General features: G+C 65.3%; 13 protein-coding genes. 6 read left to right on the top strand and 7 right to left on the bottom strand.

What is annotated here, in order from left to right:
- Window positions 1-63: 63 nt before the first annotated feature.
- From AC3RCP_RS17205 to AC3RCP_RS17230, 6 genes are all read left to right on the top strand, one after another.
- Window positions 64-1,395 (top strand): aspartate aminotransferase family protein, encoded by a 1,332-nt coding sequence (locus tag AC3RCP_RS17205; RefSeq protein WP_274303300.1) that lies wholly within the window; start codon window positions 64-66, stop codon window positions 1,393-1,395.
- A 268-nt stretch (window positions 1,396-1,663) separates the two neighbouring features.
- Window positions 1,664-2,341, top strand: coding sequence for a helix-turn-helix transcriptional regulator (locus AC3RCP_RS17210; RefSeq protein ID WP_101338127.1), 678 nt, complete (start codon window positions 1,664-1,666; stop codon window positions 2,339-2,341).
- Between the two features lie 91 nt (window positions 2,342-2,432).
- Window positions 2,433-3,248 carry a molybdenum cofactor biosynthesis F family protein gene (locus AC3RCP_RS17215; RefSeq protein WP_492571325.1) on the top strand — a complete coding sequence of 272 codons (816 nt, stop codon included), beginning with the start codon at window positions 2,433-2,435 and terminating at the stop codon, window positions 3,246-3,248.
- Between the two features lie 256 nt (window positions 3,249-3,504).
- The gene (locus tag AC3RCP_RS17220) at window positions 3,505-4,887 is read left to right on the top strand and encodes an aspartate aminotransferase family protein (protein ID WP_492571324.1); all 1,383 of its coding nucleotides are present in this window, start codon (window positions 3,505-3,507) and stop codon (window positions 4,885-4,887) included.
- Entirely contained in the window at window positions 4,884-5,648 is a 765-nt protein-coding gene (locus AC3RCP_RS17225; protein ID WP_101338130.1) for an SDR family oxidoreductase, read from the top strand. The genes AC3RCP_RS17220 and AC3RCP_RS17225 overlap by 4 nt, the downstream gene beginning before the upstream one ends.
- Before the next feature lie 243 nt (window positions 5,649-5,891).
- Window positions 5,892-7,094 carry an MFS transporter gene (locus AC3RCP_RS17230; RefSeq protein WP_101338131.1) on the top strand — a complete coding sequence of 401 codons (1,203 nt, stop codon included), beginning with the start codon at window positions 5,892-5,894 and terminating at the stop codon, window positions 7,092-7,094.
- A gap of 188 nt (window positions 7,095-7,282) precedes the next feature.
- On the opposite strand, the gene AC3RCP_RS17235 is transcribed toward AC3RCP_RS17230, so the two are convergent.
- From AC3RCP_RS17235 to prnA, 7 genes are read right to left on the bottom strand one after another with little or no spacing between them, the layout of a single operon-like run.
- Window positions 7,283-7,825 carry a flavin reductase family protein gene (locus AC3RCP_RS17235; RefSeq protein ID WP_492571323.1) on the bottom strand — a complete coding sequence of 181 codons (543 nt, stop codon included), beginning with the start codon at window positions 7,823-7,825 and terminating at the stop codon, window positions 7,283-7,285.
- A 24-nt stretch (window positions 7,826-7,849) separates the two neighbouring features.
- Entirely contained in the window at window positions 7,850-9,085 is a 1,236-nt protein-coding gene (locus AC3RCP_RS17240; protein WP_492571322.1) for a cation:proton antiporter, read from the bottom strand.
- The gene (locus AC3RCP_RS17245) at window positions 9,082-9,240 is read right to left on the bottom strand and encodes a flavin reductase (protein WP_492571321.1); all 159 of its coding nucleotides are present in this window, start codon (window positions 9,238-9,240) and stop codon (window positions 9,082-9,084) included. The genes AC3RCP_RS17240 and AC3RCP_RS17245 overlap by 4 nt, the downstream gene beginning before the upstream one ends.
- Window positions 9,240-10,331, bottom strand: a complete 1,092-nt coding sequence (gene prnD, locus AC3RCP_RS17250) for an aminopyrrolnitrin oxygenase PrnD (RefSeq protein WP_492571320.1) — start codon at window positions 10,329-10,331, stop codon at window positions 9,240-9,242. Before prnD ends, AC3RCP_RS17245 begins: the two co-directional genes overlap by 1 nt.
- Before the next feature lie 7 nt (window positions 10,332-10,338).
- Window positions 10,339-12,042 (bottom strand): monodechloroaminopyrrolnitrin halogenase PrnC, encoded by a 1,704-nt coding sequence (gene prnC / locus AC3RCP_RS17255; protein ID WP_492571319.1) that lies wholly within the window; start codon window positions 12,040-12,042, stop codon window positions 10,339-10,341.
- A 42-nt stretch (window positions 12,043-12,084) separates the two neighbouring features.
- On the bottom strand, window positions 12,085-13,170 hold the full coding sequence (prnB, locus tag AC3RCP_RS17260) for a monodechloroaminopyrrolnitrin synthase PrnB (RefSeq protein ID WP_492571318.1): 1,086 nt from the start codon (window positions 13,168-13,170) through the stop codon (window positions 12,085-12,087).
- The gene (gene prnA, locus AC3RCP_RS17265) at window positions 13,170-14,786 is read right to left on the bottom strand and encodes a tryptophan 7-halogenase PrnA (RefSeq protein WP_492571317.1); all 1,617 of its coding nucleotides are present in this window, start codon (window positions 14,784-14,786) and stop codon (window positions 13,170-13,172) included. Before prnA ends, prnB begins: the two co-directional genes overlap by 1 nt.
- Window positions 14,787-14,831 lie beyond the last annotated feature (45 nt).

Genomic DNA, 14,831 nt, shown 5'->3' on the forward strand with positions numbered 1-14,831 from the left:
GGCATCCGGCAAAGGGCGCACTACTATGTCCCACGCTGTCTGTGCGTTTTCAGGAGATTCAACGTGAGCGAACCAAGCCGTTTCTGGCATCCCATGCTGCACCCCAACGAAATGCAACAACGCGAGCCGATCCGCATTGTCCGTGGCGATGGCTGCTACGTGTACGACGACCAGGGCCACCAGCTGGTGGATGGCGTCGCCGGGTTGTGGAACGTCAACGTCGGCCACAACCGCAAGGAAGTGAAGGCGGCGATCACCGCCCAGCTGGACGAACTGGAATACTTCCAGCTGTTCGACGGCGTCAGCCATCCGCGCGCCGAAGAGCTGTCGCGGGTGGTGATGAACCTGCTGGAGCCCGAGGGCATGCGCCGCGTGGCCTTCAGCTCCGGCGGCTCGGATGCCATCGAAACCGCGCTGAAACTGGCTCGCCAGTACTGGAAACTCGAAGGCCAGGCCGACCGCACCAAGTTCATCTCGCTGCGCCAGGGCTACCACGGCACCCACTTCGGCGGTGCTTCGGTCAACGGCAACACGGTATTCCGGCGCAACTACGAGCCCCTGCTGCCTGGCTGTTTCCACGTCGATACCCCGTGGCTGTACCGCAACCCCTACAGCCAGGACCCGGAAGAGCTCGGCAAGATCTGCGCCGACCTGCTCGAGCGGGAAATCCAGTTCCAGAGCCCCGACACCGTCGCGGCCTTTATCGCCGAGCCGATCCAGGGCGCTGGCGGCGTGATAGTGCCGCCGGCCAACTACTGGCCGCTGATCCGCGAGGTCTGCGACAAGTACGGCGTGCTGCTGATCGCCGACGAAGTAGTGACCGGCTTCGGCCGCAGCGGCTCGATGTTCGGCAGCCGTCTGTGGGGCGTGAAGCCCGACATCATGTGCCTGGCCAAGGGCATCACCTCCGGCTACATCCCGCTGGGCGCCACGGTGGTCAACGAACGGATCGAGTCGGCGTTCAGCAAAAACGCCAACTTCACTGGCGCGATCATGCACGGCTACACCTACTCCGGGCACCCGGTGGCCTGCGCGGCGGCCCTGGCCAGCCTCGACATCGTGGTCAAGGAAGACTTGCCAGCCAACGCCGCGAAGATGGGCGACTACATGCTGAACAAGCTGCTGCCGTTCGCCGAACGCTTCGACAGTGTCGGTGAAGTACGCGGCAAGGGCCTGATGATTGCCCTCGACCTGGTCGCCGACAAGAGCACCCGCGAGCCGATCGACCCCATGGGCGGTTATGCCAATCAGGTGGCGCAGATCGCCCGCGACAACGGGGTGATGGTGCGTCCGGTGGGGACCAAGATCATCCTGTCGCCGCCGCTGGTGATCCAGCCGCCGCAGATCGACGCCATAGTCGCTGCCCTGGAGCTGGGTTTCACCCAGGCCCGTTGAGCCTGACGCCGCAGCCTTGAAACCCGGACCGCGCTGGAGCCGATATCAGCGCGGTCTGCATGATCGCGGGAAGCCCCTGCGGGGCTTTTCGCAGCCTGCGGCAACGGCTACAAGGAATGCGGTGCCCGTGTAGCCGCTGCCGAGCCCGCGAGGCTGCGATCGGCAACGCAGTTGCCGCAAAACCTGGGCTCGCGATCTGTCTGAAATACCGTGGCATCAGAGGGTTACGGCCCTCTTTACCGGCCGTTCATGAAGAGGGAGTCGTCCCATGCATACGCCAACCGACCTGCCGGATGCCCAACAGCTTGGCCAGTGCTGCATCAGCGCCTTTACCCGGGTGGTGCCGGCGACTCTGTGCGCCTTCTACCGCATCGACGCGCAGCTACAGGCCGAGCATTTTTCGCTGTACCACATGAGCCCGCAGATGCATGAGGCCTACCTGCAACGCTACCGGCACTACGACCCGCTGCGGCCGCGCAACTGCGTGGCGGCGGGCCGCCCGGTGCTGTCGCTGCACATGGGCATGGCCCAGCAGGGGCGGCACGAAACCGAGGTCTACCAGGGTTTCCTGCAACGCCATGGGGTGCTGGATGTGGTGGAGATCCTCGCGCGCAATGCCGGCGGCAGCCCGATCGCCGGCCTGTCCCTGCTGCGCGATGCCAGCCTGGGCCCGTTCCGGCCAGACGAGCTGAACACCCTGCAGGCGCTGCAAGGCCTGTTGGAAATCGCCGCCCAGGCGCCCTATTCGCGCCACGACGAACGCCTGAAGGCCCTTACGCCCCGGGAGCGGCAGATCGCCTTACTGCTGCGCGACGGCGCCTGCAACAAGACCATCGCCCAGCAGTTGGCGCTGGGCCTGCCGACGGTCAAGACCCACCTGATCAACCTGTTCCGCAAGGTCGGGGTGAACAACCGCACCGAACTGGTGAGCGCGCTGTTCCTGTAAAAAACCGCTGTGCCTCAACCATTCGGTTGATGGGCAACAACGGCTTGCGCGGTGAACATGAGGTTCTCCTTCATCGACAAGGTCCGCCCTCATGAACCTGCAACCCGAATGGATTACCGTTGGCGCCCTGGCCGAAGGCTTTGCCGCCGATAACCATATCCTGCCCAGCCTGGATGACCTCAACGGCCGCAGCCTGACCCTGCATTTCGCCAATGGCTGGCGCATCGAACACCTTTTCGGCTCACGCTCGCTGCATTGGCAGGACACTGAAAACCAAGCCAGTGGCGAGACAACTTATCGAGCCACTTCAATACGTTCCGGCATTTATCTGGTGGACTTTCTCAAGTCGGAGAACCACCAGGTCCACTCGGTAAGCCTGATCCTCGACCTGGGCCGGAACATCTTCACCGCAGTGATCGGGCAGATGCCGAGCCAGGCCGAGACCCGGGTCGATCTGTTCAGCCGCGCCCTGTCCGGCCGCGAGCTGACCAGCGTCCAGGCCCAGTTCATCCACGGCAGCATCGACACGCCACTGACCGCCAGCAGCCCGCAACACGCGCTGACCGAAGAGCTGGTCGGCCTGCGCAACCAGTACGTCTACAGCGCCACCGAGGCCTACGAGCACGTCTACCTGAACCGCAACTTCTACAGCTGGCAGTGCCTCAAGGGCGTCGAGCAGGGCCTGGCGGACACCGACCGCTGCCATTACTACAAGCTCGCCGAACGGCTGTACCTGTTCGTCTGGCGCGAAAAGATCGTGCCGACCCTGGGCCTGGTGCTGATCGACCTGCAAGCGGGCAGGACCGACGGCAAGATCTTCGGCTACCAGGGCAGCGACTTCGCCGCACCCAGCAACTTCCCGGTGGGCGCCCTCGCCCATGTGCTGAACCGTACCGCTTACATCTGATGCTACCTGTCGCGATCCGCACAGCGCGCTCGGCCTGACACACCGCGCGCTCGGTTTTCGCGGCAACTGCGTTGCCGATCGCAGCCTCGCGTTGCTCGGCAGCGGCTACCCAGACACTGGTTCCTGTAGCCGCTGGCGCAGCCTGCGATCGGCTGCGTAGCAGACGCTGCCTTTACCGCCCTTCGGGCCGATCGCAGCCTTCGCCAGCGGCTACAAAAACCTGTCAGCGACCACCCTCTATCCCAGGACTTCGACCATGACCCTCGGCCTCAACCTCGATCGCGTCGCCAGCCGTTACCAATCCGAGCTGCAACTGTTCGCCGAACGCCACCCGCGTTCCGCCGGCTTCTACCGGGAAAACCTCAAACACTGGCTGTACGGCGCGCCGTTGCACTGGATGCAGCAATGGCCGGGGCTGTACCCGATCCTGGTGGCCGACGCCCAGGGCGCGACGCTGACCGACTGCGACGGCAACCGCTACGTCGACTTCGCCCTGGGCGACACCGGCGCCATGTTCGGCCATGGCCAGCCCGCCGTGGCCGAGGCCATCGCGCATCAGGCCCGGCACGGCTCGACCCTGATGCTGCCGACCGCCGACAGCCTGTGGGTCGGCCAGGAACTGGTGCGGCGCTTCGGCCTGCCGTTCTGGCAAGTCACCACCTCCGCCACCGACGCCAACCGCTTTGTGCTGCGCCTGTGCCGGATGATCACCGGGCGGGAGAAAGTGCTGGTGTTCAACTGCAACTACCACGGCAGCGTCGACGAGTCCCAGGTCGAGTTCGACGCCAGCGGCCAGATGATTCCCCGCGAAGGCGTGCACGCCAATGGCCTGCGCCACGACGCCACCACCCGGCTGGTGGAGTTCAACGACCTGCCAGGGCTGGAAGCAGCACTGGCCCATGGCGACGTGGCCGCGGTGCTGACCGAGCCCTTCATGACCAACGTCGGCATGGTCCCGCCCGCCCCCGGCTTCCACGACGGCTTGCGCGAGCTGACCCGGCGTTTCGATGTGCCGCTGATCATCGACGAAACCCACACCATCTCCTGCGGCCCCGCCGGCTACAGCGGCGAACATGGCCTGCAACCGGACTTCTTCGTGCTCGGCAAGTGCATCGCCGGCGGCATCCCCACCGCGGTGTGGGGCGCCAGCCAGGCCATGGCCGAGCGTATCTGGCAGGTACTGCCGCATTTCCAGCCCGGCCAGGCGATCAACCACTTCGGCTTCGGCGGCACCCTGGCCGGCAACGCCCTGCAGATGGCCGCCATGCGCGCCACCTTCAGCGAGGTCATGAACGCGGCCAACTACGCGCACATGATCGCCCTGGCCGAACGCCTGCGGACCGGGGTCCAGGCGCTGATCGCCAAGCACCGCCTGCCCTGGCACGTGACGCGAATCGGCGCCCGGGTCGAATACCTGTTCATGGACCACGCGCCGCGCAACGGCGGCGAAGCCCACCATGCCCGTCATGGCCTGATCGAGGCCTACCTGCATCTCTACCTGCTCAACCGCGGGGTGTTGCTGACCCCGTTCCACAACATGGCGCTGATCTGCCCGGCGGCTACCAGCGACGACGTCGACCTGCACAACCGCCTGCTGGACGAATGCCTGGGCACCGTCACTCAAGGAGAACATCCATGATCCTCGACCTCAGCGGCCGTATCGCCCTGATCACCGGTTCCGGCCAGGGCATTGGCCGCGCCATCGCGCAAGTCTTCGCCGCCCAGGGCGCCAAGGTGCTGCTCGCCACTCGCAGCGAAGCCTCGGGCGCCGAAACCCTGCGCCTGATCCGTGAAGCCGGCGGCAGCGCCGAGCTGCTGGTCGTGGACCTGAGCACCCGGGCCGCGGCCAACCAGGCGGTGGCCGCCACGCTCAGGGCCTTTGGCGGACTGGACCTGCTGATCCACAACGCCGCGGTGTTCCCGATGGAAAACCTGCGCGACCTGAGGGATGAAATCCTCGAGTCGACCCTGGCGGTGAACCTCAAGAGCTGTTTCTGGCTGACCCAGGCGGCGCTGCCGGCGTTGTGCCGGGCCGAGCATCCGCGCATCGTCATCACCTCCTCGGTGACCGGGCCGCGCACGGCGATTCCCGGGCTGTCCCACTACGCCGCGTCCAAGGCCGGGGTCAACGGTTTCATCCGCGCGGCGGCCCTGGAACTGGCCGAACACCGGGTCACCGTCAATGGCGTCGAACCCGGGCTGATCGCCACCCAGGCCATGGCCAACCTCGGCGACTCCCCGGCCCTGGCCGCCAGCATCCCGCTCAAGCGCCTGGGCAGCCCGCAGGACATCGCCCACGTCATGCTGTTCCTGGCGTCCGAGCAGGCCGGCTATATCACCGGGCAAACCCTGATCGTCGATGGCGGCGCCCTGCTGCCGGAGAATACGCAGCTCATCTGACGGCAGACGCCCTCCCTCACCCACGGCGCCCGACCGGGCGCCGCCACGCCAACCCCGACAGCACCATTCGCCCGGCCCTTTCGCCCAGCGAGATCAACGGCTCAATGGTGCTATGGGTAGAACGCTGCATCCCGTTTTTACCGATTGACTTGAAGTTAACTTTAACTTTTAGAGTCGGCTCCGACCCATTGGCGCGCCCCACCCCGGCGATCCTCGCCCGCCCGCCTGCTTTCGGAGAAGCCCATGACCTCAACCAAGCCCGACACCCTCAGCTACGCCGTCGCCGATACCGGGTATTGGCCCGCCGTGTTCAACGTGCTGTTTGCCGGCATTGCCGCGGCGCTGCATATCGGCAAGGCCACCATCGCCCTGCCGCAGCTGCAGCAGGAATTCGACCGGCCCCTGGAGTCCCTGAGCTGGATCATGTCGGCCTTCCCCTTTATCGGGGTGTTCGGCGGCATCGCCGCCGGCATCCTCGTGCAGCGCTGGGGCGACCGCTACCTGTTGGCCCTCGGCCTTTTGATCATGTGCGCCGCCAGCGCGCTGGGCTCCAGCCTGCACGACTTCCATGGGCTGCTGGCCACGCGTTTTGTCGAAGGCCTGGGCTTCGTCATAGTGGTGGTCGCGGCGCCGGCAGTGCTCAATCGCCTGGTCCCGGCGCACAAACGCCACCTGGCGTTCGGCATCTGGAGCACCTTCATGGCGTTCGGTATCGGCACCTCGATGCTTATCGGGCCGCTGCTGGGCGGCTGGCAACAGAGCTGGATCGCCGGCGCGGCCTTGACCCTGCTGGCGGCGCTGCTGTTGCCGTTGACCACGCCCAGGGACCCGCTGGCGCTGCGCCGCCAGGCGCAATCCGCTTTGCGCCACTCGCTGAGCAGCGTGCTGCGCGCCCGCCAGCCGCTGCTGATGGCGCTGATGTTCACCGCCTACAACCTGCAGTTCTTCGCAGTGATGGCCTTCCTGCCGGTGTTCCTGATGCAGCGGGTCGGGCTGTCGATCGCCAGCGCCGGGGTGGTCAGCGCCGCGGTGGTGGCGGTCAATATCGTCGGCAACCTCAGCGCCGGCCTGCTGCTGTCACGGGGCGTCCGCCCACAAGCCCTGCTCGCCGGCACCAGTATCGTCATGGGGCTTTTCGGGATGGGGATCTTTCTTTCGGTCACGCCGACCGGCCTGGTAATCCCTTTGTGTTTCTTCTTTTGCGCAGTGGCCGGCATGCTGCCCGCCACCCTTCTCGCCAGCACCTCGCTGACCTCGCCGGAACCCGCGCTGATCCCGCTGTGCCTGGGCCTGGTGATGCAAGGCAACTATCTGGGCCAGGTGCTCGCGCCCATCGCCCTGAGCGCCGCCGTCGCCTATGCCGGCTGGTCCGCCCCCGCGGCGCTGGTGCTGGCCGCCGCAGTGCTAGGGGTGATGCTGGCGATGCGCCTGAAGATAAAGCAATAAAAACGCCGCTCCCCGACGGCGGTCGCCAAGTCGGGGAGCGGTAGCAATGCTTCAACTGCCGGTGCGGATCCGGTCGATTTTCAGCGGCATGGCTTCCAGGGCGAACAGCTTGCCCATCATGTCCGGGCTCGGGTAGACCTTGGTGTCGTTCTTGATCCAAAAGATCACACAAACCGGGCTATCCGAGCTTAAGAGCACTTTCTGTTCCATTGCTCCCCCAAACCCCGGTACTGGCCTGCATGGAAGACCAGCGGTTCTGCGCCGCTGTATCGGTATTGTTCGATCTCGCCAATGAAGATCAGGTGGTCACCGCCCTCGTACTGGGTGACGTTGCGGCACACCAGCACTGCCACCACATCGTCCAGCACCGGGGCTCCCGCCTTGCCATAGGAATGAGCTACACCGGCGAACTTGTCAGCTGCTGCCCGTGCGAACTGCTCCGACAAGTGGTGCTGGTGCGCGCCCAGCACGTTGATGGCGAAGTGGCTCGCCGAGCAAAAAAACTTCAGGCTCGGTGCCGTGCGTGCCAGGCTCCAGAGCACCAGCGCCGGCGACAGCGACAGTGAGGAGAACGAGTTGGCGGTCACACCGACGTTGCGGCCGTCAGCGGTGCGCGTGGTGATCACGGTCACACCGGTAGCGAACTGCCCCAGCAAGTTGCGCAGCTCGCGGACACCGCGGCCCTCGGCATCGAGCAAATCGTGAGCCTTGGTTTCGGTGGCGGCATTCATGGTGATCTCTCCCCTCAAGCTGGCTCAGGCAGCCTGTTGGCTCATTGCGCGCGATTGCACGCGCAGCGTGAATCGAATCAACGGTGCGGTCAGCGCCGTGGTCACCAGCGCGAACACCACGAGGATCGTGTAGACCCTTGGCGGAAGGATCTGCATCTGCAGACCGATTGACAGGACGATCAGCTCCATCAAGCCGCGCGTATTCATCAACGAGCTCACCAGCATCGCATCGTGTGGCGCAAGCCCGGTGGCACGCGCGCCCAGATAGCTGCCGCCGAACTTGCCGATGAATCCGCCTGCGAGGAATACACCGAACCACATCCATGATGCCGCGTCGTCGATCGTGCCGACCGACGCATGCAGCCCCGCATACGCGAAAAACACCGGCATCAGCACAAGCTTGACGAAACCTTCGACGTTGTCGCGCCACTCCTTCGCGACGCCGGGCACGCGCCGCACGAACAGCGCCGCCGCAAGTGCGCCAAATGCGCTATGGAATCCGATCAGCGACGTCGCGAGTGCCGACGCTATTACGAAGCAGAACAACACGGCCAAGCGGTCGCGCGCCGCATGAGCAGTCGATGCGAGCCGCGCAAGCGTCGGTCGAACCACGAAGCGCACCAGGAGCGCGCACAGCCCCAGATACGCGAGCAGGCTGAGGAGCATGCGCGCAAATGCCCAGCCAGGCCCGCTCGATAGCGAGGCAATCGTTGCAAGCAGCATCCATCCGAGCGCATCCGTCAGCATCGCGGCAGACATTGCGTGCCGTGCGCCCACCATGGCGCCGAGCTCCAGGTCGTCGATGATGCGCGCCATCACCGGCACCGCCGATACCGCAAGTGCGACACCACAGAAGAGTACATAGGGCAGCGCCGGCGCGTCGCTGGCGAGCGTGTCTTTCGAGACGATGGCGACGATCATGCCGATCGCGGCCGGTGCGACGAGCCCGCCCGCTGCGATCGCGACGGGCATGCGCCAGCGCTTGCCGCGCAGCGTCTCGCCCAATTCCATATGCAGACCGACCTGAAACATCAGCAGTATCAGGCCGACTTCGCTGACTTGCGCCATCGCTGACAGCGCACTTGGGCCGAACAACAGGTCGTAGAAACTCGGTGCGATCACGCCCAACAGCGAAGGCCCCAACAGCAGACCAGCCGCGATCTCGCCGACGACCGCGCACTGGCCGAGCCGTTCGGCAATGCGGCCGCAGACGTTGCAGAGCGCGATCACCAGCACGAGTTGCAACAGCCAGATAGTCATGAATGCCTCGGCAAGAGCGACACCGACACGCAGCGGGTGGCCGCGAGCCCAAGCGGGCCCGCCGCGCCGTACGTCGTGATGACCGTGGCGCCGCTCGCCAGCTTCGCGAGCGCCTGGCGCAGCGACGCGGCCAAAACCGGCTCGGCTTCACGCATCACCGCTCACTCGCGACGCGGTCGACCCAGCCCCGGTAGAACGCACGGTACTTGAGCACGAGCTTGTCGTACTTGCTGTACGCGCCGCCGCCATCCGGCTTCATCCCGTTCCAGATTTTGACGTCGTACCCCGCCGCCTGCCTGGTCTGCAGCCCGAACAGCACAAAGTCGGTCGCCCGGCGCAGGATGCCGCCCACCTTCTTGATCGAGATGAGCATGTGCATGACGTTCTTGCCATCGCTCACCGGCGTCACACACTGGAGCAGCTTGTATTTGACGTCTCCGTCCAGGGCGACGGTCATGACGCACCCGCCGGGGTAGCCATCGAAATGCAGGTTCATCTGCGACATGTTCAGGCCGAGCACGCGCGACAGCATGCCGAGGGGGCCGAAGTACCGGTCCACGGTGAAGTCGATCCCGGCACCGAACCACGCGCCCGCCCGGGCCAGCGACTCAACCTCCGGCCACTGGCGCCAATCGTCGAAGAGCTTGAGCTCGAAGGCCGAGACCGGGAGCGCGTGCACGGGGGTCGCGTGCTGCGCGTCGTAGAAGTTCTCGACGATCCGCAAGACCGCCGTCGTCGTCTCGAACGCGAAGTGCAGGTGCATAAAGTCGCCGTTGTCGACGTCGGCCGCGGCGATTTCGGGCAGCGGGTGCAGCGGCTGCGGGGAGCCGTACCAGACCCACACGTAGCCGTATCGCTCGACGGTGACCAACGTCGGCTGGCGCGCCCCGCGCGGCACGGGCTCCAGCCGGGGCACCGCCTGGCTGTGGCCGGGGATGTGAACGCACTGGCCCTGCTCGTCGTACCGCCAGTGGTGAAACGGGCACTGGAGGCACCCGTCCTTGACCCGCCCGTCAGCCAGGTTCGCGCCCAGGTGCGAGCAGTGGCGGTCCATCACCACGGCCCGCCCCGTCGCTCCGCGCCACGCCACGCACGGACGGCCGAAGAGCGTCAACTCCGTCGGCTTGTCCTTGAGGTCGTCCGAGCGCATCGCGACGTACCAGCTCGCGGCCAGGCGCGTGGTCGCGTCGTACACGCCCGGGGGACGCTTCTTGACGCTCGCTTGATCCAATTGAATGTCGTTCATCGGCCGACTACTTCTTCAGCGCCAGGCCGATGCGGGTCGTGATGTACGCCTTGAGCAGCGCGAACATCGGGTTGTAGTCGAAGTACTTTTTCACCTCCGCCGGCGCTCTGGTTTGCGTCCAGTACATCAGCTTCATCGCCGGCAGCAGGCTGTACTTCGAGTTGTTGAGCTGCGGCTTGTCCCCGGTGATGCAGTACCCGAAGCCGAACATCGGCTTGGCGAAGTCTCGCTCGTCGATGAGGGCGTGAATCCGCGCGGCGGCCTCCTCCGCCGGCTTGAGCCCGGCGCTCACGGCTTCGACCTCGGCTTTGGCGTCGTTGAACAACTGGTAGTACTCCTCCATGTCCGCGCAGAGGTACCCGAGGTACGGGGGGTCGTTGTCGAGGTGATCGAGGTCGCCCTCGTCGCGCGACGCGCGGAACCTCGCGTGGGCTTGCACGAGCCGGAACTGCCCGAGGATTGTGCCGACCGCCCACAGCCTGTGGAACGCGTCCCATAGGCGGAAGTCCGAGAACGCCGTGTAGCAGCAACTGACGAAGTCGTCGTTGTGGTCCAGAAGCTTTTGCTGCAGGCGCTCGATGTACTCGAAGCGCTCGGGGGAGAAGTCGTCGTCGCGCAGCGCCTTGATGAGGCGCGCCGCGAGCGCGTGGATGGTCACCGCGGTGTTCTCCAGCCCCCGCGAGAAGAGCGGGTCGATGAACCCGTTCGCGTGCAGCATCAGGCAGTAGCGGTCGCCGACGCAGGCGTTCGACGAGAACTGCAGGCGGTCGGTCTTGACCCAGTCGCGCACCGGCACGGCGTCCCGGAACTGCGCCCCAATGCTCGGGAATCGCGCGAGGAACTCGTCGAATTCCTGCTGCGCGGAAATGTCCGTTTTCGGGTAGACACGTGGGTCGAGCTGCAGGCCGACGCTCACCAGGTTGTTGGTCGACCGCGGGTGGTTGTTGAACGGAATCACCCAGAGCCAGCCGCCCGTGAACATGTGGTGCAAGGTCCCTTCGTGCCAGCGCCAGCGCTGCCCCTTGACCTTGAATATGTCGTCGAACGGTTTGACCCCGAGCATGTGCGTGTAGAGGCTGCGCGAGTGCGTCTTGAAGCGACACGGCTCTTCGCGGAGCCCGAACTTGGTCGCGAGCGGCGCGCGGGGTCCTCCGCAGTCGATCATGTACCGGCCGGTGAACCGATCGCCCTGGACGGTGGTCACCGCGACGCCGTCTTTATCGACGTGATATTCGGTCACGCTCGTCTTCTGGCGGACCGTGCAGCCGTATTTGATAGCCGCTTGCAACAGATAGGCATCGACGTCCTGCCGGTAATAATGGCTCTCCGGCCCCCACGGCAGCTCAGGAATGACGCACTGCGTGAACTCCTTCGGGTTGTGCTCCTGGCCGGGCTTGTGGAACACAAAGCCGAAGTTGCGCTTGATGCCCGTGCTCGACGCGACGTAGCGTTGCGTCGAGTAGAACGACGTGATGTGGTCGAGCTCCGGAATGCCGTAGCGATCGGCGATGATGCGGTTCATGAGAGACGTCTCGGGGATCGACGATTCGCCGATCGTGAACCGCGGGTGCGACGACTCCTCGATGATCAGCACGCGAAACTGTTGTTTGGCCAAGATGGCCCCCATCTGGGTGCCGGACATGCCCGAGCCGAGGATGATTACGTCGAAGTGGTTGCTATCGTGTCCGTTCGCGAGGCTCTTCTGAGTCATGGGGGCAAACTCTCCTTGTGAGATAACACTTGGTCGCGCGCATCAGGATTCGTCGAGCGCGGCGCGGATGCGGGACCTCGCGGCATACGTGAGCGTGAGTAGTTCACCGAGCATGCTGGGCGCGTACCCCCCGCTGCCGATTGTGGGGCCGCTTTGCCCGACTTCGTAGGCCCGCTCCGCCAGTTTGAGGTGAGGCGCCCGGAAGCGCAGCAGGACCTTGAAGACCCGCTCGAGGGCTGCCAGCCCAGCCCGGACGTGCTCGTCCCGCGCACCGACCGCTCGCGCCTCGTCGAGCGCGCGGTCGATGAGCGCCGGCTCTCCGGAGAACCGAGCGTAGACCGCCCTGTACGCGGGAAGCACGTAGGGCAGGTACGTCTCTTTGAATTCTCGATAAGCTTGGTCGTCCGATTGCGAGCCCCACAGGACGTGCTCCAGCACGAAGAGGGGCATTTCTACGGCACCGGGGCCGAGGTAGCTCTGACCCCCGACTCGAATCGGTTCGTAGAAGGGGCGCAGCTCATCGTAGAAGACCTGCGGCGAGATGAAGCGGTACGCGTAGACGATCGATTCGACCATTTTCTGCAGATAGGCTTCCACCTCGTCGCACCCTTGCGCGAACGCGGGCGACCGCAGGGGCACGTCGGACAGCTCGACGGTCACTGCGATGGCCGCTTCGAGGGCCGCCATCGAGATGCGCACGCTCTCGAGCAGGTGCGCTTCGTCGGGCAGCCCGGTGTAGCTGCGCTGCGCGTCGGCCGCCGCGGGGTTCCAGACCGTCACATGCAGGAGCGTCTCGCGCGGCGGCAGGTCGGTCGCGCGCGCCAGGTCGAGCAGCACCGGCTCAAGGCCGGGCACCACGTCCGCGGGCTCGTGTCCGTGCCGCTTGAGCGACCCCAGGAAGAACCCGATGTCCCGCATCGCGGCGGCGGCTTCGACGAAGCCCCAGTCGGAGGGCACGCCGCGCGCCGGGAGGAACTCGCACAGCAGGCCGATGATGCCGGGCACGTCCTTGTTACGGTTCAGGCCCGGCAACTGCAGAACGAGCGAGCGCGCCTGCAGCGGATCGCAGGCCGCCACGGCAGCGTGCGTGGCCGCGAATGCGCCTACCCGGTCCAAGGTGCGTTCCACTACAGGGTTTCCTGCGTCGCGAGCGTCGGTCCGCGCTGGCTGGGAGACAGCCCCGCGTCGCCGTCACGCAGCGACCGCAGGTAGTCGTAGTTCGTCGGCAGGCTCGTGCGCAGACGCTCGGTCTCGCGCCGGATGCTGGCGAACATCGCCTCGGCCTTCTCGATCGACTCCGGTCGGTGCTGCAAGAGCGGCAGCGACCGGTCGGGCAGCATGCCCAAGCCGGCAAAGATGCAGTAGTAGTTGCCGTTCAACCAGAAGTTCTTGAATTCGTAGTCGAAGGTCTCGTAGTACGTGGAATCGTCGAACGACGTGGTGGTCAGCGGCAGCCCCGCCTTGTAGCGCTGAACCTTCTCTTTGATGGCGTCCGAGAGCCGCAGGTCGTGCCGGTTCGCAAGCCAGAACGGCGTGTCTTCGCGCGACGCGGTGAAATAGTGCGCCTGGACGAAATCTCGGCAGTCGTCGAACATATAGACGATTTCGGCGTTGAATGCGTCGCTCAACCGCGGGTCGAACGAGGTGTCGGGGAAGTGCTTCACGAGCTGGTAAAGCGCCGCGTAGATGAAGTAGATTCCCGTCGATTCCAGCGGCTCCAGAAAGCACGACGACAGCCCGATCGAGACGCAGTTGTTGACCCACGCCCGCTTGTTGCGCCCGACCCGGAACTTGATCTGGTTGAGCGGCTGATTGTCCGAGAGGCCCCAGAGGTTGAGGAAGTCGGCGGTGGCCTGGTCACGCGAGGTGAACTTGCTCGAGAAGACGTAGCCGCTGCCGAACCGGCCCAGCATCGGAATCTTCCAGGTCCACCCCGAGTTCATGGCGATCGCGGAGGTGTACGGCTCGACCCCCTCGCGCGCGTCGTCGTTGGGCACGGCGCTGGCGACCGCGCTGTCGCACAACAGGTAGTCGGACATGTCGATGAAGGGCTCCTTCAGGGCCTGATTGATCAGGAGCCCCCGCATGCCGGAGCAGTCGATGAACAGGTCCGCCTCCAGCGTCCGTCCCTCCTTGGTGAACAGGCTGGAGATGTAGCCGCGCTCGTTCAGGTGAACGTCCACGACCTCGTCGACCACGCGCTTCACCCCGCGTTCGACGGCCCAGCGCTTCAAGAAGTCAGCCACCAGGTGCGCGTCGAAGTGCCACGCGTGGGACATCTGGCGGGTGCCGTCGGGCAGGCACGGTGCCAGCTTGCCGTCGAGCGCCGCGGCCTGCGGGTAGCACGCGTACTCCATCGGCTGCTGGAAGCCCTGTTCGCGCTTGCGCAGCCAGTAGTGGGTAAGCGGCACGCCGTCACAGTTCGGCACGTTGCCGAACAAATGGTAGAAATGATCTTCGCGCGAGGAGCCGGGAGACTTCCTCCAGTTCACGAACTTGATCGCGGCCTTGAACGCGCCGTTCACTTGGGGCATCCACTCCCGCTCCGGTATCCCGAGGAAGTCGAAGAACACCTTCTGCAAACTCGGGATGGTCGCCTCGCCCACGCCGATCCGGGGGATCGCTTCAGACTCGATGAGCGTAATGTTCGCCTGCTGTTGGAGCGCCCGGACGAGGTACGAGGCAGCCATCCAGCCCGCAGTGCCGCCGCCCACGATGACGATATTCTTGATCGGCTTGTTCATAACACTCCTTGTTTCAAGGCGGCCTGCCTGTGACGAGGGGAAGGC

It is taken from the genome of Pseudomonas sp. GW822-FHT05A08 (assembly GCF_058800485.1).